At 42.4% G+C, this 25,333-nt stretch carries 23 protein-coding genes and 2 pseudogenes; 11 read left to right on the plus strand and 14 right to left on the minus strand.

All coding sequences use genetic code 11. From position 1 onward, the window contains the following. Positions 1-171: 171 nt before the first annotated feature. Positions 172-423, minus strand: a complete 252-nt coding sequence (locus CXB77_RS19415; RefSeq protein ID WP_146108880.1) for a hypothetical protein — start codon at positions 421-423, stop codon at positions 172-174. A gap of 38 nt (positions 424-461) precedes the next feature. Between CXB77_RS19415 and CXB77_RS18695 the strand changes: the two are divergent. The 4 genes and pseudogenes from CXB77_RS18695 to CXB77_RS18705 form a co-directional block, all read left to right on the plus strand. Beyond that, positions 462-587, plus strand: a pseudogene (locus CXB77_RS18695) (IS1 family transposase); the annotation flags it as partial. Between the two features lie 77 nt (positions 588-664). Beyond that, a complete protein-coding gene (locus CXB77_RS19420; RefSeq protein WP_146108881.1) occupies positions 665-928 on the plus strand; it encodes a hypothetical protein in 264 nt (87 codons plus the stop codon). A gap of 1,129 nt (positions 929-2,057) precedes the next feature. Beyond that, entirely contained in the window at positions 2,058-3,746 is a 1,689-nt protein-coding gene (locus tag CXB77_RS18700; RefSeq protein ID WP_105075058.1) for a replication protein, read from the plus strand. 640 nt (positions 3,747-4,386) lie between these two features. Continuing rightward, positions 4,387-4,857, plus strand: a complete 471-nt coding sequence (locus CXB77_RS18705; protein ID WP_105073021.1) for a GNAT family N-acetyltransferase — start codon at positions 4,387-4,389, stop codon at positions 4,855-4,857. A 142-nt stretch (positions 4,858-4,999) separates the two neighbouring features. Here CXB77_RS18705 and CXB77_RS18710 read toward each other — a convergent pair whose 3' ends face one another. From CXB77_RS18710 to CXB77_RS18745, 9 genes are all read right to left on the minus strand, one after another. Continuing rightward, positions 5,000-5,389, minus strand: a complete 390-nt coding sequence (locus CXB77_RS18710; RefSeq protein WP_146108690.1) for an H-NS family nucleoid-associated regulatory protein — start codon at positions 5,387-5,389, stop codon at positions 5,000-5,002. Between the two features lie 116 nt (positions 5,390-5,505). Continuing rightward, the gene (locus tag CXB77_RS18715; RefSeq protein WP_172452548.1) at positions 5,506-7,500 is read right to left on the minus strand and encodes a UvrD-helicase domain-containing protein; all 1,995 of its coding nucleotides are present in this window, start codon (positions 7,498-7,500) and stop codon (positions 5,506-5,508) included. A gap of 47 nt (positions 7,501-7,547) precedes the next feature. Continuing rightward, entirely contained in the window at positions 7,548-7,829 is a 282-nt protein-coding gene (locus CXB77_RS18720; RefSeq protein ID WP_105073101.1) for a hypothetical protein, read from the minus strand. Positions 7,830-7,832: 3 nt separating this feature from the next. Next, positions 7,833-8,060, minus strand: coding sequence for a hypothetical protein (locus tag CXB77_RS18725; RefSeq protein WP_105073100.1), 228 nt, complete (start codon positions 8,058-8,060; stop codon positions 7,833-7,835). A gap of 19 nt (positions 8,061-8,079) precedes the next feature. Beyond that, positions 8,080-8,259, minus strand: coding sequence for a hypothetical protein (locus CXB77_RS18730; RefSeq protein ID WP_146108710.1), 180 nt, complete (start codon positions 8,257-8,259; stop codon positions 8,080-8,082). A gap of 93 nt (positions 8,260-8,352) precedes the next feature. Further along, positions 8,353-8,868: a siphovirus Gp157 family protein gene (locus CXB77_RS18735; RefSeq protein WP_172452760.1), complete on the minus strand. Its 516-nt coding sequence runs from the start codon at positions 8,866-8,868 to the stop codon at positions 8,353-8,355. Positions 8,869-8,881: 13 nt separating this feature from the next. Further along, on the minus strand, positions 8,882-9,142 hold the full coding sequence (locus CXB77_RS20030) for a hypothetical protein (RefSeq protein ID WP_146108709.1): 261 nt from the start codon (positions 9,140-9,142) through the stop codon (positions 8,882-8,884). Between the two features lie 18 nt (positions 9,143-9,160). Next, the gene (locus CXB77_RS18740; RefSeq protein WP_146108882.1) at positions 9,161-9,907 is read right to left on the minus strand and encodes a hypothetical protein; all 747 of its coding nucleotides are present in this window, start codon (positions 9,905-9,907) and stop codon (positions 9,161-9,163) included. Between the two features lie 442 nt (positions 9,908-10,349). Beyond that, positions 10,350-13,145 carry a YfjI family protein gene (locus tag CXB77_RS18745; RefSeq protein ID WP_105075061.1) on the minus strand — a complete coding sequence of 932 codons (2,796 nt, stop codon included), beginning with the start codon at positions 13,143-13,145 and terminating at the stop codon, positions 10,350-10,352. 602 nt (positions 13,146-13,747) lie between these two features. On the opposite strand from CXB77_RS18745, the gene CXB77_RS18750 reads away from it, so the two are divergent. The 3 genes from CXB77_RS18750 (at position 13,748) to CXB77_RS18765 (ending at position 18,296) form a co-directional block, all read left to right on the plus strand. Continuing rightward, positions 13,748-14,437: a recombinase family protein gene (locus tag CXB77_RS18750; RefSeq protein ID WP_105075062.1), complete on the plus strand. Its 690-nt coding sequence runs from the start codon at positions 13,748-13,750 to the stop codon at positions 14,435-14,437. Further along, entirely contained in the window at positions 14,427-14,903 is a 477-nt protein-coding gene (locus CXB77_RS18755) for a hypothetical protein (RefSeq protein ID WP_105075063.1), read from the plus strand. Before CXB77_RS18750 ends, CXB77_RS18755 begins: the two co-directional genes overlap by 11 nt. Before the next feature lie 564 nt (positions 14,904-15,467). After that, entirely contained in the window at positions 15,468-18,296 is a 2,829-nt protein-coding gene (locus CXB77_RS18765) for a glucoamylase family protein (protein WP_105075065.1), read from the plus strand. A gap of 33 nt (positions 18,297-18,329) precedes the next feature. Here CXB77_RS18765 and CXB77_RS18770 read toward each other — a convergent pair whose 3' ends face one another. Both CXB77_RS18770 and CXB77_RS19425 read right to left on the minus strand, forming a co-directional pair. After that, positions 18,330-18,563 (minus strand): hypothetical protein, encoded by a 234-nt coding sequence (locus CXB77_RS18770; RefSeq protein ID WP_146108883.1) that lies wholly within the window; start codon positions 18,561-18,563, stop codon positions 18,330-18,332. 49 nt (positions 18,564-18,612) lie between these two features. Further along, positions 18,613-18,864, minus strand: coding sequence for a hypothetical protein (locus CXB77_RS19425; RefSeq protein WP_146108880.1), 252 nt, complete (start codon positions 18,862-18,864; stop codon positions 18,613-18,615). 38 nt (positions 18,865-18,902) lie between these two features. On the opposite strand from CXB77_RS19425, the pseudogene CXB77_RS18775 reads away from it, so the two are divergent. The 4 genes and pseudogenes from CXB77_RS18775 to CXB77_RS18785 form a co-directional block, all read left to right on the plus strand. Continuing rightward, a pseudogene (locus CXB77_RS18775) lies at positions 18,903-19,028 on the plus strand (IS1 family transposase); the annotation flags it as partial. A gap of 77 nt (positions 19,029-19,105) precedes the next feature. Then, the gene (locus CXB77_RS19430) at positions 19,106-19,369 is read left to right on the plus strand and encodes a hypothetical protein (protein ID WP_146108881.1); all 264 of its coding nucleotides are present in this window, start codon (positions 19,106-19,108) and stop codon (positions 19,367-19,369) included. Between the two features lie 1,129 nt (positions 19,370-20,498). Continuing rightward, a complete protein-coding gene (locus CXB77_RS18780; RefSeq protein ID WP_105075067.1) occupies positions 20,499-21,890 on the plus strand; it encodes a replication protein in 1,392 nt (463 codons plus the stop codon). Between the two features lie 935 nt (positions 21,891-22,825). Continuing rightward, on the plus strand, positions 22,826-23,296 hold the full coding sequence (locus tag CXB77_RS18785) for a GNAT family N-acetyltransferase (protein ID WP_105073021.1): 471 nt from the start codon (positions 22,826-22,828) through the stop codon (positions 23,294-23,296). 142 nt (positions 23,297-23,438) lie between these two features. Here CXB77_RS18785 and CXB77_RS18790 read toward each other — a convergent pair whose 3' ends face one another. Beyond that, entirely contained in the window at positions 23,439-23,828 is a 390-nt protein-coding gene (locus tag CXB77_RS18790) for an H-NS family nucleoid-associated regulatory protein (RefSeq protein WP_146108690.1), read from the minus strand. A 116-nt stretch (positions 23,829-23,944) separates the two neighbouring features. Next, on the minus strand, positions 23,945-25,333 hold a 1,389-nt coding region (locus CXB77_RS18795), incomplete at its 5' end, for a 3'-5' exonuclease (protein WP_148666390.1).

The raw sequence follows: 25,333 nt of genomic DNA on the forward strand, positions 1-25,333 counted from the left end.
CCAAGCTCTTTCCTCTGCACGAATATCGAGGAGTCTTACCCGCTTCCTCTTCACGTTGTTGGGCGCGTTCTATTGTAGCTTCATAGCTTAATTCTAAAGCTTTTAATTCATCGTCAGTCATGAGTATCTCCATAAGTATGTTGGTGAAACTGCATGTAACCAAACTAGCACCTACTTTTTTTTGCCAGATGACAGCTTTTTTACACTTACCACATGACCTTTTGAATTAAACTTGACAATCGAATTTTTATAACATTTTTCCTTTCTGTTTTTTTCTTTAACACAGACGTCACCCCTCGCAACAAAAGGTCCAAAAGAAGGCATGACATTTCCTGCTGATACAGATGAAGAAATACCAGCAGCGATTACAGATACAGAAAAAACAAAATACGCGATTTCTTTTTTTACTGTTATATCCAACATTGGATTTATCCTGCCGATTGGGTTATTCCAAAAGTTGACGAACAAATCATATTGAGTCGTTTCGGCAACGCATCTCTCGATTAGTGAGAAAAACCTTATCGTTTTCTAAAAAACTTACTAACCATATCGGAGCAATTTGGTATTTGATACACTATTATAATTGATCGCCTAGAAATAGATAAATCTTGCAGTTCTAACCTATTGACTAGGCCCTATAAATGCTAATTTACATGGTGCCAGTATGTCGCGTTTAGAAGAGCGCATTCAACATTTCGGCGCATTAACTCTTGAAGAGCTGGAGCGTCGGTTGACCTCTGGAGTTTTGGGACCAAATAGCCAACTTTTATGTAAATCTCTGATAAATGATAAGTCTGGTGTCAGAAAATACGACGTTCCTACGCTAGAAGAACTTAGACCGACACCACCAGTGCAGTCAAATGTAATTGATTCCCCACCACCTTTTAATGTTTATGTAGCGATTAAATTCGCTCTGAGTTTTTTTTAGGAACCCTACTGCTGGCTACAACCACCTACATCACATTCTTCACACCATTGGCACCTCACGGTGGTGCTCAGACGGAGCTAGTCAAGTCGCTGCTGCCACAGCGGAATAAGTCGCACAGATGCGACAGTTTTTTTTGCACGGCGGAGGGCACCATTCATGTATCCTACAAAGGATTGGGCAATCACGGGAAGACACTGTATTTCTGTAGCAAGCATGTGGATTCTGCCCCCTCTTCCGTTTCTCCTTATCATGTCAGCGGATTTCGAGAGCTTCTTAGTGTACCAATCATGGTTAGTTGTATTATTATCGAAGTAGTGGTACTATACAATATGCTGGTGATTCCACTAAAATTGATGACTGAAGGTCTACAACAGTCACAGAGTTACCCTGACTTGTTGCGCTCTTTTTGTAGTTCCACTATATTGGAGATTGTATGTCTCTTGTCCCTTTGGGGTGTTTTTGTTTTTATCTCAATTGCCACTTTATTAGCCGGCTGGACGTAAACATCATAATCCCTTGTAAATAAGGGATAAAAATATATTCAACCCTACTGATAGAATCAGTATAGTGGCTAATATGGGTTTTATTATTATTTACAAGCAGTTATAAAATATTCACCCTGTTGAATGGTTTGCTGCCGAGGTTAAAAGATGATGACTCTAATTCCGATGACTACGACTACGGATCCAACTCCGACACCTTAGAACACGCAACAACCTGAGTAATTTTATCAACTGTCTAATTTATAGAATAAAGAACTGTGAGATTCAACTTTCTATCTGCTATTACTAAAAATATCCTGCACTATGCGGGATTTTTTGTGTGTAGCAGAAGCTGCCGCCAAACTTGTACCCACAAACTTGGCTGTAACAAGTAGCTCATACCCGATGGAAAAAGGTCAAACCCATTACTGAATTTGACCTTATCCAATTCCTAACAAAACCACACACCCTGCAAAAGTTACTGGTTTTGCCTTAACTGTACGCAATCAGCGCCGCACTGACACTTAACAAATTGATCCGGTTTTATCGTTTCAAAACAGCATAAGTAACCGCGCTGACAAGGCTCAAGTTTACACGAACTGCACCAAGTAACAAGAGCCTCAGTTGATTGCGTCAAGGAAGCCCAAATGGCACTTGGCATAACAAACACACTGAAAACCAACGATTTCCTCAACACTGAATGCGTTTTTGAAGCGCAGGAAGAGTCGTTCCCGGCACAGCTGCTCACCGCACAAGAGCACTTCGATTTGCTGCACCCGCCCCGTGCGTATGGTGTCACCGTGTTCTGGGAACAGCACAAGCCGAGTGGTGGTTGGAAAACACTTCGCTCTGACTCACCGAACCTACCGGAGTTTCTCGCCGACCAACAAGGTCAACAAGACCGTTATCTCACTGTCAATGAGTTCTATCGCTGGCGCGTGACCAACCAGTTGAAATCGTTGCGAGCCTGTTATGTCGATATTGATGGCAATGTCGATATTGACAAACCATTACTGCGGCTTGCTGAAATGGAGCTGCCTGAACCTTCCTTTGTGATCTACAGCGGGCGAGGAATGCACCTGTATTGGTTGATCAAACCAGTACCAGCCAAAGCCCTACCGGTCTGGCAAATGGTGCAGAACAAATTGGTTGAAGCCCTCATCCCGATTGGAGCTGATCCGGTTGTCAAGGATTGCACTCGGGTATTGCGGCTGTGCGGAACGATCAACAGCAAAAATGGAGTTCAAGTCACTGGGAAAAAACTGACCGGGAAACGTTGGACACTGCATCAATTGTCTGATGCTGTATTGGGAAAACGCCCAGAATGGGTGCCATCCCAAAAACCAAGGTCAGCACAAGTGCACAGTTTCAGTGCAAAACCCAACGGACGTAAAAAGTACGGCAGCATCTATCAGTGGTGGTCTTTGGTACACCAAGATTTAATGAAGATTGGGGATTATTATTTACCCAGTGGTGGTATTCCAGAAGGTCGTCGGGACATCTGGTTATTCTTAACCTTGCTTTCATTATCGTGGTTTGTGCCAGCAGCTCGTGTTAAAAGCGAAATGCTTAAAATTGCACGACGCTATACACCGGGACTAATGAACGATGTTCAACGCCAGATGCTTCCAATAATTAAACGCGCTGAAGCATCAATGCGTGGTGAAAAGATCATATTCAACGGTAAAACAGTTGACCCACGTTATCAATTCAAGCGTGAAACCCTGTTTGAATGGATACAAGAGATCATCCCTGCTGAGTTGCAGTCGGAGCTGCGGGCGATCATTCCTAACGAGCTGCGGACACAGCGCAGAAAGGAGCGGGACAAAGCACGTCCACCACGTGACCGGATGAAGGAAGGTCGTTATCAGGATCGTTACACCAAAGATGGTGTGCGAGAGAGTAATCGAGAGAAGCGGGAACAAGCTCGGCAGATGCGAGCCGATGGGATGTCCCTTCGTGCCATTGCAAAGGGGTTGGATGTTTCAAGCCGTTGTGTTGCCCTCTGGACAGGGTGCGTAGGAACCCCCCCCTCTTTAATGCCCGTCCCCACAGGGTCGCCTAGGGCAGGTAATCCCCTTGATAATGACTGTGTTCAGGGACGCATGGATCGGACATCGGTTGTTCCTGTGTTGAGCGGGGCTTCGGGTGGATTGGTGGTTGAGTCTAATTGCTTGGGTGAGTCTGAACGGTTTGGGTTGGTTTTTCCAGTGTCATCGCATTGCTTAGGGTTGGAAGAGCCTTTAAGGGTGGTTCTGAGTGGTCTTAATGGCATTTTGAGTAGCTGGTTGGGTTGGTTGGTTTGGCTGGTGTTTCTTGTTGTGTTGCGGCTGTGAGTGGGTTTTAGGGTTGATGTTGACTTGAGTTATTATCTGAACTTTACGTTAACGTTAGGTTTGGGTTTTGATTGTTTCAAGTTCAAGCGCTGATAACTGGTTCTGTTTTGAGGTGAGCATTTGAATTTCGATGAGATTTTGTTTCGTTCCAGTGGGAGAGTCTGAGGTTGGTTAAACGGCTTGTTTTGGATTAAACGGTTGATTTGTCTTCTGATTATTTTATTCTTGATTGTTGGTTTCAATAGGGCTTTCAGGTTATTGGGATAAGTTCAGAATGAATTGTTGAGAGGGCTTTCTATTACAGCATCATCGGTTGTTTTATTATTGGGTCATTAGGTTTGTGATCGGTATTCAAGGGCTAATGATTATTCAAGGGCTGATCTGATAACTTTTGATTGTCTCGAGGTTTGGTTGGTGTTGTGAGAGTGATTTAATGAATGGGTTAATGGTTGAGACCAGCGACAACAGCTACAAGACAGCTACAACTTTTCGGCAGTTTGTCCTGTCTTTTCAATGGCTAATGAATCTGTTACCGTTGTAGCTGTTGTAGCCGTTCCTTTTTTGAGGTGAGCATTGATGAAATTCCTGACCAAGACTTTTGATAACATCATTGATGATCCTGATTAAAGGTGAGCACAACATGGAAATAATCAGTGTTGGTGAACACAATCTCAACGTTTACCTAAATCTTGCCCAGAGCTATGAAGGTGAATTTTCAGGTATTACCAGAAAGAAGCCTAATGAATGTGGATTATTTCCTCTTGATACACAGATTAGCGATAATACAAAAGGGTATCTTCTTATTATTGATAACACTCCCGCTGGTCTCGCTGCGATATTAGCAAAGTCTAATAACAAGTATGAGGTTAGTGAATTTTATATCATTCCATACTTTCGTAAGCAGTTGTTTGGTAAACATTTTGCGCATCAACTCTGGCGCATGTTTCCCGGTCATTGGGAAGTAAAACAAATTACTGGGGCTGACGATGCGTCTGTGTTTTGGCGTAAAGTAATCAGTGAATTTACTCTGGGAACTTTCTTGGAAGATAAATATGAAGATTCCTATTGGGGATTAGTTACAAGGCAGCAATTTTGCACTGTCATTGAATAAAAGTTAATGCTTTTTTGACCAAACAATCAAATTAAGATCGAGCACAACATTCATTCCGCAATACCGTTGGTTACAACAGTGGGCACTGCGCATGAAGAGCATAAGTCTGTCTGCGCAGGTGTTCAGTGTTGGGTTCATTCCATCATGAATGGTTATGATCCTCAGAACTTTGACATTCAGATGATGGTTCAATCAGGAAATCATCATAGTTGCGACCTTTCATCCACCAAGGCGCACGACCGGCTCCACTCCATGTTTTGACCGAATTAGGATCACGATATTTAGGTGGGAGAGGTGGTTTAACCGGTGTTTTCGGTTTCAACTGTGGGAAAACATCTTCAGCGGTAAGCGCATATTTCTCTAGTGAAGCTCTTAACTCTTTGATCTTACTGCGCTTTTCCAGTTTGCGGGCAGCATCGATTTCCTGTTGCAGGATTTCCTGTTGTTGGAGCAGTTCATCAAGGGTTGACATAAATCGGTTCTCAAATACAAGGAAGTGTTGAAAGATACATGATTCAGTTAACAAAATCATCAGGTGTTCTGAATAAGGCACTTTATTGTGTTATGAAATAAATCCATTCTTAATAATTGAATGGTTTAATGATCGATCAGAAAACACCAGTAATGATGTTCCCAATCGATCAATGATTATTGCATGGTCATTGCCATTCGTTCTTTCACTCGCATGACTGCCTCATTATATTGAGCCACCTTATTAAAACGGATATGCTCAATTAATTCCCCTGGAATCTCATTCATAAAGCGAGATGGTTTTGAATTCCATTCTCGTCCATGAATCAACCGGCTTTCCGCATGAGTCATAAACAATTGTTCCATCGCACGAGTTATGCCGACATAGCACAATCGTCTTTCCTCCTCAAAACGTTCTCGATCATGTAACGACATACTGTGTGGGAATAATCCCTCCTCGAGTCCGACAAGGAACACCACTGGGAATTCCAGCCCTTTTGCCGCGTGAAGTGTCATTAACTGCACGGCATCGTTGTTGTCATCATCGCTCATCTCGTTTGCTTCCAAGGCAACATGATTCAGGAACACCGTTAAAACATCACCATCTTCCATGTCCCAGCTCCGTTCAAAGCGAGCGGCTGTTTCCACCAACTGATCCAGATTCTCAACGCGCTCCTCCCCCTTTCCATCGGGTTGCTTGAGATAAAACTCCGGTAACTCTGTCTGTTTCAGCAGTTGATTCAATCGTGTTGCCAACGTCATCTTTCCAATGTGATTAGATTGAATCAATGCCACAAATGCTGTGAGTGATTCATTGACTTTCTTGGTCAAGCCTTTCTTTGCAATCAAATCCAGTGTTGCTTCCCATAACGATCCCGATAATGTCTGTGCGTGTTTCCTCAATAACTCAATGGTGCGTTCACCAATTCCACGAGTCGGAACATTCACAATGCGCTCAAAGGCAAGGTCATCATTGCAGTTTGCGATCAAGCGTAAATATCCCAACGCATCTCGAACTTCCGCTCGTTCAAAGAAGCGTAATCCATTATGGATGCGATAAGGAATGCCAGCTTTAATCAATCGTTCTTCAAACATCCGTGATTGTGCTGAAGTCCGATATAAGATTGCATAATCTTGATAACATCGGTGATTCATGGTCAATGTTTGACCAATGCGATCAATCACGAAACGGGCTTCATCACCCGCATCAATAGCCGTATAGCATTGAATCAAAGAACCTGTTGATTGTTGTGTCCACAGATTCTTACCGAATCGATTCCGGTTGTGTGCAATCACGGCATTGGCAGCATTCAGAATGTTGCTGGTAGAACGATAGTTTTGTTCCAATCGTAATACCTGCACATTGAGATAATCTTGTTTCAATGCCTTCAGATTCGCAACCTTCGCTCCTCTCCATCCGTAAATGGATTGGTCATCATCTCCAACTGCACAGATGAAGTTATTGCTGGTAGATAACATCCGTAACCACATATATTGCATTGTGTTGGTATCTTGGAACTCATCAACCAGAATCTGTTGAAAGCGGCTTTGATAGTGTTGACGAATATCCCGATGATCCCGCAATAATTCATAAGCACTCAACAATAAGTCAGCGAAGTCAAGGGCTTTATTCTGTTGCCGTTGCAATTCATATTCCGCATAGATATTGCGCAGAACAGCTAACTTTTCATCATCCTCTCCAACTTCCACTTGGTGCGGATGAAGTCCATTCTCCTTAGCATTGTTGATAACGCTCAACACCCATTTGATTGGGTAAGTAGTGTCATCAATCTGCATCGTTGCCATCACTCGTTTCAATAAACGACGCTGATCCTCTGCATTGAGAATCTGGAAGTCTTTATCTAACTGTGCCGCTTGCCAATGTATTCTCAGTAGTCGATGTGCCAAACCATGGAAAGTTCCAATCCATAACCCATTCAATGCAGTATCAAGGTTAGCTTCTAACCGGTGTTTCAATTCAGTTGCTGCCTTGTTGGTAAATGTCACCACTAACAAGGATTCAACTGGAATGTGATGATGTTCTATCAACCACCCGATTCTTTCCACTAATACACGGGTTTTACCAGAACCAGCTCCAGCCAGAACCAGCATATTACTCAATGGTGCAGTGACCACTTTCAGTTGAGCAGGATTGAGTGCATTCAGATTCATCATTGATTTCTCAAATTAAAGAGGTGCCGTAGCACCTCAAAGGGGGGTTAATACTCTTCAGGTAAGAGAAGAGTGGTAACAGTTCGATCCGCTTCCGTAATGATCCAGATGCGCAAGTCATCCTGTAATGGATAGACTGACAGCACTCTGTTTCCTTCCACTACAGCACGATCATTTTCCTGTTGATCTTCGCTGCTGATCTCTCCCCAATTGCCTTGGCGATGCCGAAACAATAGGAAGAGTGGAGATATTGCACATTCTTGTAATGCGGAATGTGCTCCATCAGTAATGACAATTTCACCCAGTGGGAACTTGAATGTGATTGCCATGGATTACACCGTTGTTAATCGGCGTAAATGTTGGAATCTGATTGGGGAATCAAGTTCCAGTTTATAACGCAGGTCGCAGAGATGATTGAATTCATCATTGCTCAAAATGAATTGAGTACAATGACGATGTTCATCCATCAAGATCATGGTGATTGTGCCAGTGGCATCTTCACCAAGGGTTAATGTCGTATCACGAGGTTCGATTAAATCGAATTGATATAAGTGACGCATGTTTTTGATCCTAAAAGGGTTAAAAGGGAATGTCATCATCATTGAATTGACTCCATTCAGCAGGTATTGCCGATGGATTCATATCAGTGGGTAATGATTCATCATCATCGCAATAGAGCCGTTGGATTTCTTCATAATCAATGTAGTCGATATATGAAGGGAACCAATAGGTTGGTTGTGTTGCAGTTATTTCAGGCATAACAACTCCTGATGCAATTCGCATCATCAATTGAGAGATATAAAAAAAGGCTGACGAAATGCCAGCCCTCAGTGGGTTAAAACCAGTAATGAATTAACGCAAGGTTAAACTCACACCAGTTTCAAGGTGAACTCCGGGAATGGAATCAACTCCTAAACGAAGTTGTTCCTGCATCCAATTCTTACGAATATGGGTCAAGGTCTCAACTTCCTTGAATTGATCAGGGATCATTGATTCATCGTCCACAATGATTCGAGCGGGTGTCTTACGAAGCCGGACAACGATCTGATTACTCTTCAGTTCAGTCTTGTTGACTTTCTGGAGTTGAGTTATCAGATAATTCCGCAGGAACTCAGAACGTGATTCAAGTTGTTTGCGCCGGGAACGAATAATGTTCTCTGTTGCTTTAACAGCTTCAGCTTCCAGTTCTAATTCACGGGTATAACAAGCCACTGCTAATGCCTTGTCCGTGAACTGGTCATCCAGTTGCAATTGATCCAGTGTGTCTTGCACCAATTGGTGAAGCGTTGCTGGATCATCATAATCAGATTCCATCAATGACAGAATGTCACGATAATCATCGGCAATCTGGTATAGGGTAATACTCATATCGTTCTCCTCATTAAAACGGGATGTCATCTTCAGTGGTACTGGGGGATGAAACATTGCGAGGTTCATGGGGGAATACACTTAACAGCCCGGTAAATGCCGGATCAGTAGGTATTGCGTCGAGACGAATTGAGATTCGTTCTCCATATTTGGATTCCTCAATAGTGAGTCGTTCAACAGCGATCCAAACTTTTTTATCAGAATGGTCGGAGGAGGACAGATACTTTTTTCCGTAAGCGATATTAAATACACGTTTATCTAAAACATGTTCCATGATGTTCTCCAAAGTTGATTAAGCTGCGGCAGAAAGTTCTGGCAGTTTCTTCATAACGAAGTCAAACAATGCAACAGGCAGTTCATTCAAGGATCGTATTGATCCTAATGATTTTGCTGATGCAATCTTATTGCAGTAGGCAATGAATCGTTCTTTATCCAGATTCAACTTAGTAAGTTGATTGGATAATTCACGATGTTGCGCTTCTGTAATACAAGTTGAAGATGAAGTTGAGGGTTTATTCTCATTCATCGTTCTCAGGTTTTTCATATCTTCAAGGTCTTGTGTAAAGACTTCAGAGAGACCCGCTAATCTTAATACGGAATCAATATGGGCCGATTTCTCAGCCATCTTGAGCGACTTATTAATGTCACCATAATCTTGTTTAAGACTACGGGCTCCAACTCCATCAGCGAGGGTTTGTCCGTGAATGTTTTTCAACTCACAACGCACCATCACATATTCAGGTATCAAACCTTGTAAAAAGGCTTGTTCTGTTTCCTTCAGTGAAGGAAAGTGAACTGTTATTCCTAACATCCCGCAAATCTTCTCAGCACCGGGTTTGAATAAACTGGGCTTTGAAGGTCCACGTTTGGTTGGAATAGAACCGTAATCGATACCTTCTTTCAAAGATGACCGAATCCAATTCAGTAACAGTTGTCTGTTCTCACTTCTTCGCGCCAGGTCGTTTTTGAATACCGTTGTGGGAGTATCTAGCGGATTTATTGCTAGATTAGTTGACTCATCATCAATGACGATAGCCATTTCTTGGCTCGACATAATTGACTCCATAAAAAGAGACAATCAAATCGGCATTCCCGTGAAGGAACACCGATTTGATCAGGGATATCTTGGCTGACACAAATGCGTGAGCATTCATGGCGGAGGCACAGCGCAAGAAAAGTTTAAGGAAGTGGAGTAATAAAAAGTGTAAACACCATTATTAAACATCGTCCTTAATTTATAATATCTATATCAATTATTTGAAAACCCATTTCATATGCTCAGAACATATACAGAGATAATCAATCAGAATTGAATAGATTGATTGTTACCATAATTAGTTTTCAAAGGCGCGGGGGGTGGGTAGGGTAAGGGCAGCTAACCCTTTCCTAGGTTTCCCAGGCATGGTTTGCGGGTGAGGGTAAAAAAAAGCCTCCCTGCTGAGAGGGAGGCGGGTAGTGGGATCAAACTATTTTGTGAATGATTAAATAATATCTAAGACTTCTTTATTAAAATCTTTTGTAAAACTTTCAATATCAAATCCACAATCATCTGAATCTAAACTATCGGATTCTTCTGGTTTAACTGGATTAAGATGTTGATTTAATGCGTCGAGCCAGAATGTTGGATAAGCATTTTTAGTTTCAAAAACATTAAAGTCACTAATACGTGGATGAATTTGAATGGTTTCTGAAGGACGACCCTTAGTGTCTGAGTTGTGCTGTACGCGCACCCAGCCATGTTGTTCTAACACTTCAATAGCTTTCTTGATTTCATCAGTATCTTTTAGTCCGCTCCAACCTTTATTTTTCATTTCCCAGATGCTAAATGAATTATTGAGCGCACCACTTTTCATCTTTTCTAATAACATTTTAGTGGTGTCTGTTAAGGCACCATTTTTTTCCACACCGTACAATGCGAATGCGTGAGTTTCGAGATATTCACACCAAGCAATTGCCCGTAATACATTTTCTGTCTGAATAAAGTTTTGATTTGAATAATCTAAATATCCGCTGACTAAATCAATAATATGAAAGAGCAGTGCTAACTTAGCCATTAACGAGCCATATTTAGCTAAGTGATTTCCCAATGCTTCGTGAGGTAAACTACCATCACGGAGACGATTTTGTAACTCATCTTCCCAATTATTGAAATAAGTTTGTGCTTCTGATGAAAATCCATAACCAATGTAATTATCTTTTTTGCGTAAATCAGAGAAGCTATTCGGTTGAAAGCGATCAATCTTTTCCAATAAATCATTAACCTGTTTCTGGAACGTTTCATTTGGCTTGACATCATGTTGGACATAACGATCAATCTTTGGACAAACCATCAATTGAAACCTTGGCACTAAACCATCTGCTTCATGTCCATTGTTAAGACTGCCACGGATGTACTTTGAAAACGCACCAGGTTGTGTCGTACCAATAAGCGACAGACACACTTGATCAATAACAACTGATTCACGACTCAAACGCTCAACAGTATAAGCGTTTGTCCCGTTCCAACCTTCGAGATAAAAACCCCGATCACTTTCATGTCCTTTCTTTTCAAAAGAACTGATTAACGAAACCACTTCATCCCTCAAAACTAACGTGCCATTCGGGTTGTCTTGAAGAATCACCTGAAGCATTTCAATTGTTGTGTCTTGCGTATAATACTTTTTCCAAGGGGCTTTTTTAGGTGCTTTATGATACAAAGCATCTAATGCCTGTTGAGCTGCTGCCACCGAACTAGCATTGTTGTTAGTCGGCTTTGTTGCTGAATTGGTAGTTATTGATGAATTAATAGCCTTTTCTAATACTTTTTCTGCAGCTTTGATCTTGATTTTATGGACATTCTCATCCGCAGCGAACTGCTGCATATCCTGTTTATGTTGCTCATTAGCAGCTTTTTGTGACTTTTGTAAATAACCCAAAGTAGACATTAAAGCTGGAGTTTTCTTAACTCCGGGTGGACCAACTAATAATCCCCATACATTAGCGGGTACGACCCAAGTGTTATCATACTGTCTAGGAAAAGCGACTACTTTATGACCGATTAAAGAGCCAATAACAGTTAGTATTGATACTGTCGGGAAATCAACTGGAACTTGCATCCGCGTAGATATATCCATTAAAAAACCACGCAATGGTTCGGGAATCAGTATTGGATCGAGTGGAGCAATACCTTGACGAGGTAAAGGTTGCGGGTCTGACCAAGGTTCTTGAACATCGCGCATCTTATTCTGCCAATCGGGTTCTTTAAGATCACGCAATGAATGCCAGTTATGATGATGACAAGAGGCACTGAAACACTGCGCAGAGATTGCACCATTAGCAAGTTGCACGATTGATGCTTTCTGACCATGTGCTGGGTTCCAAGGACAATCAATCTTCCAAATCCGTGCTCCTGGTGTACTGAGCCATTGTTCAGCTTCACCAGCTTCAGGAAAGTAATTCATTAACCATTGATCTAACCAATTTTGTCCATCTTTAGCTTTAATCGGTGTTGATACCGATGTCTGAACTGGTGTGAGTACCGAGTTCTGACTAGGTGTTGCTGAATTGACAAAGGCTTGAAGTTTGGCAAGTTCCAATGGAATGATCGAATCGGGAACCGCTAATAACTTAGCTTGACGATGGATAATTCCCATTTCAGGAACTTCATCACCTTTACATGCTGTTGTGCCATAAAGTTTGGAGATGCGACTTGGGTTATAAACCGTTGGGTCAACCTTGACTATATCGGTATCAAACTGCTCGGCAAGCACCTTTAATGTGTCTTTAATCAAGGTGCTATCATTAGTAGATTCTGCCAACCGATAGATTAGATGATAACCATTACCTGAATCAGCACTGATAGGTTCGGGAAAGCCATGCGTTTTAACTAACTCTGTCCAGATTTTGCTAACTACACCTTGTGCTGCCAGTTTCTGCTCATCAGTGGCAGATGTTCCACTAAGCCGTACCGGATCAATGTCAATTAAGAGTGTTATCTGTGCTGTAATGTCTTTATCACCCACAGCCTCATTTTTACGTGCTATGCGTAACCGATTATTTGCACGTGCCAGTAAGGTTGGATCAACTGGGTTGAGTGTGTAGTAAATACCACTTGCTGCGGTGACCCGAGCTAATTCTTTGACTGCTAGATCAGGATCATTAAAGAAGCCAGAGACAATGCCAGTGTAATCTTTACCATCTAATTGAGCTTGCAATGCACGAATTTCAAAAGTGTTTCCAGAACACATCATTTGCAGGGTCTTTTTGACCTCTTGCAGATCATAATTAAACTTCTTCATTAAAATACCCTAATAAAAATAGTGTGAAAGTCTTGTGTGTTTAACACGGTTCGTCATATATCGCACCATTGAGGCTTTTACCCACAACGGAGAAGCTAAAGCGCTTCTGTTTGAATTACATCTATATGAAAGTTGAGCTTGGTTTGTAACGGGTAAAAATCACGTTGTTGTAGGCTTTTCATGGTTTCCTAGGCATGGTTTGCCCGAGTGGCAACGATCATCCCCATCCCCCGAGTTGCCCTTGTGCTCAACATGCCCCGCAGTGCCAGGTAAACCTTGGAAAGGTCGGGCTGGGCAGTGCCGATCCGGGATGCCCGGCTTGGATGACACAGATGCAGTGATTCATAAATTCATGGATCACAGATGCTCGGTTGCACTTCATCGCTCTTTCGCTTGTCTCAGCAGTGTTCTGTGGGTCAACGCACGGGCGTACTTCGACATCACCCTTTCCTCAATCCTGCTTAACGCATCCTCATTCACCTCATCGAATAACCATCATTGTTATTCATCTTCATTGATAACTTGTGTCAGTTAAAGATCGTTTGATAAATTACCAGATAATTCTTATCATGTAACACATTAAATTATCAGATAATTGTACAATGCCAATAAAAACAATTGCATATCTACGAACTTCGACCGGGTGGCAGGAGTTTGGGATTGATGCCCAACTAGATCAATGCCGTGCCTTCAACAACAAGATTGATGCAGTATTTAGTGATGAGGGAATCAGTGGGAATGTGTCCCTTCATAAACGTCCCGGGTTATTAGCAGCACTTGATTCATTGCAGAACGGAGATGTGTTGTTGGTGGCTCGGCGAGATCGTCTGTGTCGGGGTGATCCCGTTTTGATAGCGATGATTGAACGGCTGGTTGAGAAACGGGGAGCAAGGATCATCAGTGTTGCGGGTGAAGGCACTGAAGGGGATGACCCAACCAACCGCTTGATGAGACGGATTGTTGATGCCTTTGCTGAATATGAAATTCTCTTGGTTAAAGCCCGAACGACAGCGGCATTGCAAGCAAAGAAATCACGAGGAGAACGTACTGGAACTGTTCCTTACGGATACAAACTGCATCCAATGAATCCTAAAGAATTGGTAATTGATGAGATTGAACAAAAGATTATTGCATTGATTAAAACACTTCGGGAAACCGGACAATCATTACAGAAGATTGCGGATGTATTGACTGCTCAAGGATACAAGCCACGAGGCAAGAATTGGCATCGGCAGACCATTAAGAACATTCTCAATTTCACCCATTCTGAGCGATTCAAACATGACCAATAGACAACAAACCAATAACCGTATTCAACAGCAACGCTTGCGTGAGCGGCGGAAAGAAGAGGGGTGGAAACGAGTGACTGTCTGGGTGTCGCCGGAAGTCGCAACTTGTCTGCAAGCCATTGATCCGAATCTAGGAACGGCAATTTATGAGGTGATCAATAAATTATCTGATAACAACCATAACAAATTACCTGATAATTTAGTTGAGTCTGTTGTTACCACAGATAACCATGTTGATTCTGTTAATGATTTTGATCTGAGTCCGTCTAAGCAACAGGTTAAGAAGAGTGGTATTAAGTACCACGATAAGATCAAACTGATGGCATGGAAGCTGCGCTGCGAGGGTTTAACACGGGCACAGATTGCCGATGCTATTCAATTAGAATTGGGCGAACCTTTACCAAGGTCGTTTATGAGTCACATCAATCGACTTATTAAGGCAGGGCAACAATTAGCGGAGAGTGAGTAATTATGTATTGACTAACTCGGCAACTAATGGGTTTATCGTTCGGCAACGATTGTGTGCAACAGTTGGGTGGCAGTGGTTCGGGATGAATTGAGCTGGGTTTCTAATTGATCCACCAATGCCATCAATTGATCGACTTTGGCAACGATACGGTGTTGTTCAGCAAGAGGAGATAATGGAAATAGGAAGTCAACGATTGATGAAATATCTATAACTTATTGTAAATAAAAGATAAAATTATGCGATTCCATTGTTTGTGATACCATGTTACGGGCGAAGCAGTTTTTATTGTTAGCCAAATGCTGCAAGGTTTCCTTAACTAGATAGACACAAAAAAACTTGACAAAAAAGAGGTTCTTGTGGAAGCGTTGACCACTCGTGTTCAATCTTTGGTATTTATGCAGATGCTGATTTTTTGGCAAGAGAAAATGCACGATCATCGGTGAATATTTTCATGCGAGTAATGATCGATCTTAGATTACAGTATGAAAACTTGATGTCAATAAATGCTTTTTGAGAACTACCGCTGAAAATATTGTCTATATCATTTTTCAAAGAGGTTTTGAAATGAACAAAAAGTTTCGCCAGTTTGAAATTTGCCGTTATAGCTATATCTTATTTGTGTTAGGGATGATCACTTGGACTATTGTGAGTGATGCCCATATAACATCCAGTGCATTATCAGATATTCCAAAGAAAACTGGTCAGATCTTTGTCATCGACGATTGGAATACTAAAGTTACTCCAGCCGATTTAGGATTCAATTATTTTTCCGGGAATTCAGGAACGATAGGGCTAGTCACTTCTTCTTTGTCTGACGATTCCAAGGATTTACCCAATAGTTATCCAGGGGGGAGTTTAAAAATTAGCTTTAATTTTTCCGGTCAACCAGCAGAGAGCTTCGTAGGTTACTTTTTCTCGCTTTTTGGTCTGACTGATACCTTGGTATCATTGACTGGAGGAATACAACCTGACAAGCCAACTAAATTCCCTGACTATTTCTTAAACACGAAAGATTTATACCGTGGGTTTCACCCTATGGAGAACCGTAGTGTCGAAACCATTCGGTTTGATATGCATCTCTTGAGTATGGAGTCTATCACGCTCAAAATTGAACTTAAGGATGAAACTGGCTTCGATGTTTTCGCAAGAGTGTCCGTTACTAACACGAAAGAATGGGAAACGGTTTCACTATCACTTGGATCCACAGTGGATTTTAATAACTCGATAAAGGGTTGCGGAAATGTGGATGCCTTTGATTGGACTCGCATTTCGACTTTCACTATTATCATCGAGCAGCAAAATATTGAAGCTAAAATCAATAATCCAGATTCTGGACAGTTTTTAATCGACAACCTAATGTTAGTCGATGAAGACGGTGAGTATCCAGATTTATCTACTATTGAAGATACTACCTCGCATGGAATTAGTCTCGGTTATGAGGACGCCTTTCTTGATTGGGTTAGATTAACTAGTCTCATGTATTTTAAGGATTGGGCTTCCACTGATCCACGTACTGGGGGTATGGCTCAAGATCGCTCAAACTTTGCGGATTTAATGAGCGTTGGAGCAGTTGGATTTCAGCTCGGTGCCTATGTGATTGCGGCCGAGCGTGGCTATATGACACGTACTGCTGCCGCAACTGCTGTACTTAAAATTTTACGAGTACTTGATGCAAACCAAGGGTTAAATGCTGTTGGGAAGTCTGGATACCAAGGTTTTTTCTATCACTTCTTAGGTATCGATGGTCGGCGTAAGCAAAATTTTGACCGTCCAGAGACAACGGATGTAGATGAATCCCTTAACACAGTTGAATTGAGTACCATAGATACAACCCTCGCTATTGCGGGTGTCGTAACCGCAGGAAGCTATTTCAACGGTCTATCCAGCAATGAAAAAAACATCCGCACCTTAGCTAATCGCTTATACGCACGTGTAAATTGGCCATTTATGCTAGATCGTGGAACGAAGCAATTTTATTTAGGATGGAAGCCAAACGAAACCCGTTACGATGATAGAGAGTTCGGACGTTTCAAGCTAAATGATACGGCAGGGCAGGGGCAATATTCGAGTAAAGAAGTCAATGGCGTTGAGACCCCCGCAACTCTTGACTTCTACACAGATGAAGCAATGCTAACAGCACTGCTCGCCATGGGTTCACCAAACTCTAAATACCGTCAGACACGCGGGGTATGGGACGCAATCGTTCGAGAAGCGAACGGTGATTCGCTTGTTCTAAGTTACCCAGGGAGTCTTTTCACCTACTTTTTTTCGAGCGTTTTCTTGGATACGCAGGCTCTTGGAACTGATAATAACCCGTCTTACATGATTGATTTTTTTCAAAATACGTCCAATGTGATTACCAAGACCCGTGAATACACCATGTTAAATCCCCTTAAACGGGGTACTTGGTTAAACAACAAAGGCTCTACACGCTGGTTTTTGTCCGCTACCGATGGTCCATATGATCGGTATTTTGCATATGGCGCACCTACTGCTGCTTTAGCTGAAAATGGTGGCGTCATATCTTGGGGGGCAGAAATAATGAAAGAAGCGGAGAGTGGTATCGGTGGAGGTGAAATTAAGATGAGGAGTGCGGCTTCAGGTCAAAAGACTGTCTGGCTAAAAGCCAATCAAACAAGAACCTTAAGTTTCACGAGTACCTGCTCCTCTTACATAGCAACGGTTCAATATTCAAATGACAACAACGGTTTTTTGGAGACTATTGAACTAAAAGCTGACGGTAAACCAATGGGTAGCTTTGAAGCACAAGATACGGGTAACTGGGGATCAGGTTGGAATGTATTTCTAACCTCAAGATTACTCGGTCCTTTAGGATTTTCCAAAGGTAACCATCGGTTAACCTTAACGGTCAGCGGCGGAGATGGTTATGGGGTAGAAATCGACAAAGTAACACTTCAGTGCGCCAAGATTCGACCTTTGGAAGACGGTACTGTTGCTATCTATGCTGCTGGAGGATCGATAATGCACCAGCCGGATTATGCTATTGCCGCGCTATGGGAAGCGCAGCAACTCGGTCTACTGCATCCGCGTTTTGGATTTGCTGATGCTTATAACATGGAGATTGCCGATGCTGCATTACCATCGGACACTGGATTACGAAAAACAGGCTTCTGGTCTAATTCAACCGGCTTTGGAATTGATCAGGGTCCAATGGCTATAATGATTGATAACTATCTGGGAAATAATTTAATACCGCATCTTTTAATGTCCCATCCGAATATCAACACTGCATTAAAATCCTTATTCAGTAGTTTTAGTGATGATGATAAAGATGGAGTTGTACAATCCAAAGATAATTGTCCAGCGGTAGCAAACAGTACCCAACAAGACTCCGACCAAGATGGTCGAGGCGATGCTTGCGACCATCCCTGATATAAAACTTGCAGGGGAATATCCGTGCCCTGATCAAAGGGATGTTTCATCCTGATCCTCAGGGCACTGCCGATCTAAAACAGCAGCTCGAATACGTTCTCTGATGTCTCTTGCTTGTGCGTAATGATCGTTTGCTCGCTTATGAAGCCAAGCTCTTTCCTCTGCACGATATCGAGGAGTCTTACCCGCTTCCTCTTCACGTTGTTGGGCGCGTTCTATTGTAGCTTCATAGCTTAATTCTAAAGCTTTTAATTCATCGTCAGTCATGAGTATCTCCATAAGTATGTTGGTGAAACTGCATGTAACCAACTAGCACCTACTTTTTTTTGCCAGATGACAGCTTTTTTACACTTACCACATGACCTTTTGAATTAAACTTGACAATCGAATTTTTATAACATTTTTCCTTTCTGTTTTTTTCTTTAACACAGACGTCACCCCTCGCAACAAAAGGTCCAAAAGAAGGCATGACATTTCCTGCTGATACAGATGAAGAAATACCAGCAGCGATTACAGATACAGAAAAAACAAAATACGCGATTTCTTTTTTTACTGTTATATCCAACATTGGATTTATCCTGCCGATTGGGTTATTCCAAAAGTTGACGAACAAATCATATTGAGTCGTTTCGGCAACGCATCTCTCGATTAGTGAGAAAAACCTTATCGTTTTCTAAAAAACTTACTAACCATATCGGAGCAATTTGGTATTTGATACACTATTATAATTGATCGCCTAGAAATAGATAAATCTTGCAGTTCTAACCTATTGACTAGGCCCTATAAATGCTAATTTACATGGTGCCAGTATGTCGCGTTTAGAAGAGCGCATTCAACATTTCGGCGCATTAACTCTTGAAGAGCTGGAGCGTCGGTTGACCTCTGGAGTTTTGGGACCAAATAGCCAACTTTTATGTAAATCTCTGATAAATGATAAGTCTGGTGTCAGAAAATACGACGTTCCTACGCTAGAAGAACTTAGACCGACACCACCAGTGCAGTCAAATGTAATTGATTCCCCACCACCTTTTAATGTTTATGTAGCGATTAAATTCGCTCTGAGTTTTTTTTAGGAACCCTACTGCTGGCTACAACCACCTACATCACATTCTTCACACCATTGGCACCTCACGGTGGTGCTCAGACGGAGCTAGTCAAGTCGCTGCTGCCACAGCGGAATAAGTCGCACAGATGCGACAGTTTTTTTTGCACGGCGGAGGGCACCATTCATGTATCCTACAAAGGATTGGGCAATCACGGGAAGACACTGTATTTCTGTAGCAAGCATGTGGATTCTGCCCCCTCTTCCGTTTCTCCTTATCATGTCAGCGGATTTCGAGAGCTTCTTAGTGTACCAATCATGGTTAGTTGTATTATTATCGAAGTAGTGGTACTATACAATATGCTGGTGATTCCACTAAAATTGATGACTGAAGGTCTACAACAGTCACAGAGTTACCCTGACTTGTTGCGCTCTTTTTGTAGTTCCACTATATTGGAGATTGTATGTCTCTTGTCCCTTTGGGGTGTTTTTGTTTTTATCTCAATTGCCACTTTATTAGCCGGCTGGACGTAAACATCATAATCCCTTGTAAATAAGGGATAAAAATATATTCAACCCTACTGATAGAATCAGTATAGTGGCTAATATGGGTTTTATTATTATTTACAAGCAGTTATAAAATATTCACCCTGTTGAATGGTTTGCTGCCGAGGTTAAAAGATGATGACTCTAATTCCGATGACTACGACTACGGATCCAACTCCGACACCTTAGAACACGCAACAACCTGAGTAATTTTATCAACTGTCTAATTTATAGAATAAAGAACTGTGAGATTCAACTTTCTATCTGCTATTACTAAAAATATCCTGCACTATGCGGGATTTTTTGTGTGTAGCAGAAGCTGCCGCCAAACTTGTACCCACAAACTTGGCTGTAACAAGTAGCTCATACCCGATGGAAAAAGGTCAAACCCATTACTGAATTTGACCTTATCCAATTCCTAACAAAACCACACACCCTGCAAAAGTTACTGGTTTTGCCTTAACTGTACGCAATCAGCGCCGCACTGACACTTAACAAATTGATCCGGTTTTATCGTTTCAAAACAGCATAAGTAACCGCGCTGACAAGGCTCAAGTTTACACGAACTGCACCAAGTAACAAGAGCCTCAGTTGATTGCGTCAAGGAAGCCCAAATGGCACTTGGCATAACAAACACACTGAAAACCAACGATTTCCTCAACACTGAATGCGTTTTTGAAGCGCAGGAAGAGTCGTTCCCGGCACAGCTGCTCACCGCACAAGAGCACTTCGATTTGCTGCACCCGCCCCGTGCGTATGGTGTCACCGTGTTCTGGGAACAGCACAAGCCGAGTGGTGGTTGGAAAACACTTCGCTCTGACTCACCGAACCTACCGGAGTTTCTCGCCGACCAACAAGGTCAACAAGACCGTTATCTCACTGTCAATGAGTTCTATCGCTGGCGCGTGACCAACCAGTTGAAATCGTTGCGAGCCTGTTATGTCGATATTGATGGCAATGTCGATATTGACAAACCATTACTGCGGCTTGCTGAAATGGAGCTGCCTGAACCTTCCTTTGTGATCTACAGCGGGCGAGGAATGCACCTGTATTGGTTGATCAAACCAGTACCAGCCAAAGCCCTACCGGTCTGGCAAATGGTGCAGAACAAATTGGTTGAAGCCCTCATCCCGATTGGAGCTGATCCGGTTGTCAAGGATTGCACTCGGGTATTGCGGCTGTGCGGAACGATCAACAGCAAAAATGGAGTTCAAGTCACTGGGAAAAAACTGACCGGGAAACGTTGGACACTGCATCAATTGTCTGATGCTGTATTGGGAAAACGCCCAGAATGGGTGCCATCCCAAAAACCAAGGTCAGCACAAGTGCACAGTTTCAGTGCAAAACCCAACGGACGTAAAAAGTACGGCAGCATCTATCAGTGGTGGTCTTTGGTACACCAAGATTTAATGAAGATTGGGGATTATTATTTACCCAGTGGTGGTATTCCAGAAGGTCGTCGGGACATCTGGTTATTCTTAACCTTGCTTTCATTATCGTGGTTTGTGCCAGCAGCTCGTGTTAAAAGCGAAATGCTTAAAATTGCACGACGCTATACACCGGGACTAATGAACGATGTTCAACGCCAGATGCTTCCAATAATTAAACGCGCTGAAGCATCAATGCGTGGTGAAAAGATCATATTCAACGGTAAAACAGTTGACCCACGTTATCAATTCAAGCGTGAAACCCTGTTTGAATGGATACAAGAGATCATCCCTGCTGAGTTGCAGTCGGAGCTGCGGGCGATCATTCCTAACGAGCTGCGGACACAGCGCAGAAAGGAGCGGGACAAAGCACGTCCACCACGTGACCGGATGAAGGAAGGTCGTTATCAGGATCGTTACACCAAAGATGGTGTGCGAGAGAGTAATCGAGAGAAGCGGGAACAAGCTCGGCAGATGCGAGCCGATGGGATGTCCCTTCGTGCCATTGCAAAGGGGTTGGATGTTTCAAGCCGTTGTGTTGCCCTCTGGACAGGGTGCGTAGGAACCCCCCCTCTTTAATGCCCGTCCCCCAGGGTCGCCTAGGGCAGGTAATCCCCTTGATAATGACTGTGTTCAGGGACGCATGGATCGGACATCGGTTGTTCCTGTGTTGAGCGGGGCTTCGGGTGGATTGGTGGTTGAGTCTAATTGCTTGGGTGAGTCTGAACGGTTTGGGTTGGTTTTTCCAGTGTCATCGCATTGCTTAGGGTTGGAAGAGCCTTTAAGGGTGGTTCTGAGTGGTCTTAATGGCATTTTGAGTAGCTGGTTGGGTTGGTTGGTTTGGCTGGTGTTTCTTGTTGTGTTGCGGCTGTGAGTGGGTTTTAGGGTTGATGTTGACTTGAGTTATTATCTGAACTTTACGTTAACGTTAGGTTTGGGTTTTGATTGTTTCAAGTTCAAGCGCTGATAACTGGTTCTGTTTTGAGGTGAGCATTTGAATTTCGATGAGATTTTGTTTCGTTCCAGTGGGAGAGTCTGAGGTTGGTTAAACGGCTTGTTTTGGATTAAACGGTTGATTTGTCTTCTGATTATTTTATTCTTGATTGTTGGTTTCAATAGGGCTTTCAGGTTATTGGGATAAGTTCAGAATGAATTGTTGAGAGGGCTTTCTATTACAGCATCATCGGTTGTTTTATTATTGGGTCATTAGGTTTGTGATCGGTATTCAAGGGCTAATGATTATTCAAGGGCTGATCTGATAACTTTTGATTGTCTCGAGGTTTGGTTGGTGTTGTGAGAGTGATTTAATGAATGGGTTAATGGTTGAGACCAGCGACAACAGCTACAAGACAGCTACAACTTTTCGGCAGTTTGTCCTGTCTTTTCAATGGCTAATGAATCTGTTACCGTTGTAGCTGTTGTAGCCGTTCCTTTTTTGAGGTGAGCATTGATGAAATTCCTGACCAAGACTTTTGATAACATCATTGATGATCCTGATTAAAGGTGAGCACAACATGGAAATAATCAGTGTTGGTGAACACAATCTCAACGTTTACCTAAATCTTGCCCAGAGCTATGAAGGTGAATTTTCAGGTATTACCAGAAAGAAGCCTAATGAATGTGGATTATTTCCTCTTGATACACAGATTAGCGATAATACAAAAGGGTATCTTCTTATTATTGATAACACTCCCGCTGGTCTCGCTGCGATATTAGCAAAGTCTAATAACAAGTATGAGGTTAGTGAATTTTATATCATTCCATACTTTCGTAAGCAGTTGTTTGGTAAACATTTTGCGCATCAACTCTGGCGCATGTTTCCCGGTCATTGGGAAGTAAAACAAATTACTGGGGCTGACGATGCGTCTGTGTTTTGGCGTAAAGTAATCAGTGAATTTACTCTGGGAACTTTCTTGGAAGATAAATATGAAGATTCCTATTGGGGATTAGTTACAAGGCAGCAATTTTGCACTGTCATTGAATAAAAGTTAATGCTTTTTTGACCAAACAATCAAATTAAGATCGAGCACAACATTCATTCCGCAATACCGTTGGTTACAACAGTGGGCACTGCGCATGAAGAGCATAAGTCTGTCTGCGCAGGTGTTCAGTGTTGGGTTCATTCCATCATGAATGGTTATGATCCTCAGAACTTTGACATTCAGATGATGGTTCAATCAGGAAATCATCATAGTTGCGACCTTTCATCCACCAAGGCGCACGACCGGCTCCACTCCATGTTTTGACCGAATTAGGATCACGATATTTAGGTGGGAGAGGTGGTTTAACCGGTGTTTTCGGTTTCAACTGTGGGAAAACATCTTCAGCGGTAAGCGCATATTTCTCTAGTGAAGCTCTTAACTCTTTGATCTTACTGCGCTTTTCCAGTTTGCGGGCAGCATCGATTTCCTGTTGCAGGATTTCCTGTTGTTGGAGCAGTTCATCAAGGGTTGACATAAATCGGTTCTCAAATACAAGGAAGTGTTGAAAGATACATGATTCAGTTAACAAAATCATCAGGTGTTCTGAATAAGGCACTTTATTGTGTTATGAAATAAATCCATTCTTAATAATTGAATGGTTTAATGATCGATCAGAAAACACCAGTAATGATGTTCCCAATCGATCAATGATTATTGCATGGTCATTGCCATTCGTTCTTTCACTCGCATGACTGCCTCATTATATTGAGCCACCTTATTAAAACGGATATGCTCAATTAATTCCCCTGGAATCTCATTCATAAAGCGAGATGGTTTTGAATTCCATTCTCGTCCATGAATCAACCGGCTTTCCGCATGAGTCATAAACAATTGTTCCATCGCACGAGTTATGCCGACATAGCACAATCGTCTTTCCTCCTCAAAACGTTCTCGATCATGTAACGACATACTGTGTGGGAATAATCCCTCCTCGAGTCCGACAAGGAACACCACTGGGAATTCCAGCCCTTTTGCCGCGTGAAGTGTCATTAACTGCACGGCATCGTTGTTGTCATCATCGCTCATCTCGTTTGCTTCCAAGGCAACATGATTCAGGAACACCGTTAAAACATCACCATCTTCCATGTCCCAGCTCCGTTCAAAGCGAGCGGCTGTTTCCACCAACTGATCCAGATTCTCAACGCGCTCCTCCCCCTTTCCATCGGGTTGCTTGAGATAAAACTCCGGTAACTCTGTCTGTTTCAGCAGTTGATTCAATCGTGTTGCCAACGTCATCTTTCCAATGTGATTAGATTGAATCAATGCCACAAATGCTGTGAGTGATTCATTGACTTTCTTGGTCAAGCCTTTCTTTGCAATCAAATCCAGTGTTGCTTCCCATAACGATCCCGATAATGTCTGTGCGTGTTTCCTCAATAACTCAATGGTGCGTTCACCAATTCCACGAGTCGGAACATTCACAATGCGCTCAAAGGCAAGGTCATCATTGCAGTTTGCGATCAAGCGTAAATATCCCAACGCATCTCGAACTTCCGCTCGTTCAAAGAAGCGTAATCCATTATGGATGCGATAAGGAATGCCAGCTTTAATCAATCGTTCTTCAAACATCCGTGATTGTGCTGAAGTCCGATATAAGATTGCATAATCTTGATAACATCGGTGATTCATGGTCAATGTTTGACCAATGCGATCAATCACGAAACGGGCTTCATCACCCGCATCAATAGCCGTATAGCATTGAATCAAAGAACCTGTTGATTGTTGTGTCCACAGATTCTTACCGAATCGATTCCGGTTGTGTGCAATCACGGCATTGGCAGCATTCAGAATGTTGCTGGTAGAACGATAGTTTTGTTCCAATCGTAATACCTGCACATTGAGATAATCTTGTTTCAATGCCTTCAGATTCGCAACCTTCGCTCCTCTCCATCCGTAAATGGATTGGTCATCATCTCCAACTGCACAGATGAAGTTATTGCTGGTAGATAACATCCGTAACCACATATATTGCATTGTGTTGGTATCTTGGAACTCATCAACCAGAATCTGTTGAAAGCGGCTTTGATAGTGTTGACGAAT

Origin of the sequence: Chromatium okenii, from assembly GCF_002958735.1 — a bacterium.
Lineage (GTDB): Bacteria > Pseudomonadota > Gammaproteobacteria > Chromatiales > Chromatiaceae > Chromatium > Chromatium okenii_A.

Bases quoted from the DNA above. Each gene is read 5' to 3' on its own strand.
- CXB77_RS18730 (WP_146108710.1), bottom strand. From the start codon at position 8,259: ATGCCTGAAATAACTGCAACACAACCAACCTATTGGTTCCCTTCATAT.
- CXB77_RS19415 (WP_146108880.1), bottom strand. From the start codon at position 423: ATGTTGGATATAACAGTAAAAAAAGAAATCGCGTATTTTGTTTTTTCT.
- CXB77_RS18710 (WP_146108690.1), bottom strand. From the start codon at position 5,389: ATGATTTTGTTAACTGAATCATGTATCTTTCAACACTTCCTTGTATTT.
- CXB77_RS18725 (WP_105073100.1), bottom strand. From the start codon at position 8,060: ATGCGTCACTTATATCAATTCGATTTAATCGAACCTCGTGATACGACA.
- CXB77_RS20030 (WP_146108709.1), bottom strand. From the start codon at position 9,142: ATGGAACATGTTTTAGATAAACGTGTATTTAATATCGCTTACGGAAAA.
- CXB77_RS18705 (WP_105073021.1), top strand. From the start codon at position 4,387: ATGGAAATAATCAGTGTTGGTGAACACAATCTCAACGTTTACCTAAAT.
- CXB77_RS19425 (WP_146108880.1), bottom strand. From the start codon at position 18,864: ATGTTGGATATAACAGTAAAAAAAGAAATCGCGTATTTTGTTTTTTCT.
- CXB77_RS19420 (WP_146108881.1), top strand. From the start codon at position 665: ATGTCGCGTTTAGAAGAGCGCATTCAACATTTCGGCGCATTAACTCTT.
- CXB77_RS18745 (WP_105075061.1), bottom strand. From the start codon at position 13,145: ATGAAGAAGTTTAATTATGATCTGCAAGAGGTCAAAAAGACCCTGCAA.
- CXB77_RS18740 (WP_146108882.1), bottom strand. From the start codon at position 9,907: ATGGCTATCGTCATTGATGATGAGTCAACTAATCTAGCAATAAATCCG.
- CXB77_RS18755 (WP_105075063.1), top strand. From the start codon at position 14,427: ATGACCAATAGACAACAAACCAATAACCGTATTCAACAGCAACGCTTG.
- CXB77_RS18765 (WP_105075065.1), top strand. From the start codon at position 15,468: ATGAACAAAAAGTTTCGCCAGTTTGAAATTTGCCGTTATAGCTATATC.
- CXB77_RS18785 (WP_105073021.1), top strand. From the start codon at position 22,826: ATGGAAATAATCAGTGTTGGTGAACACAATCTCAACGTTTACCTAAAT.
- CXB77_RS18750 (WP_105075062.1), top strand. From the start codon at position 13,748: ATGCCAATAAAAACAATTGCATATCTACGAACTTCGACCGGGTGGCAG.
- CXB77_RS18790 (WP_146108690.1), bottom strand. From the start codon at position 23,828: ATGATTTTGTTAACTGAATCATGTATCTTTCAACACTTCCTTGTATTT.
- CXB77_RS18735 (WP_172452760.1), bottom strand. From the start codon at position 8,868: ATGAGTATTACCCTATACCAGATTGCCGATGATTATCGTGACATTCTG.
- CXB77_RS18770 (WP_146108883.1), bottom strand. From the start codon at position 18,563: ATGACTGACGATGAATTAAAAGCTTTAGAATTAAGCTATGAAGCTACA.
- CXB77_RS19430 (WP_146108881.1), top strand. From the start codon at position 19,106: ATGTCGCGTTTAGAAGAGCGCATTCAACATTTCGGCGCATTAACTCTT.
- CXB77_RS18780 (WP_105075067.1), top strand. From the start codon at position 20,499: ATGGCACTTGGCATAACAAACACACTGAAAACCAACGATTTCCTCAAC.
- CXB77_RS18715 (WP_172452548.1), bottom strand. From the start codon at position 7,500: ATGAATCTGAATGCACTCAATCCTGCTCAACTGAAAGTGGTCACTGCA.
- CXB77_RS18700 (WP_105075058.1), top strand. From the start codon at position 2,058: ATGGCACTTGGCATAACAAACACACTGAAAACCAACGATTTCCTCAAC.
- CXB77_RS18720 (WP_105073101.1), bottom strand. From the start codon at position 7,829: ATGGCAATCACATTCAAGTTCCCACTGGGTGAAATTGTCATTACTGAT.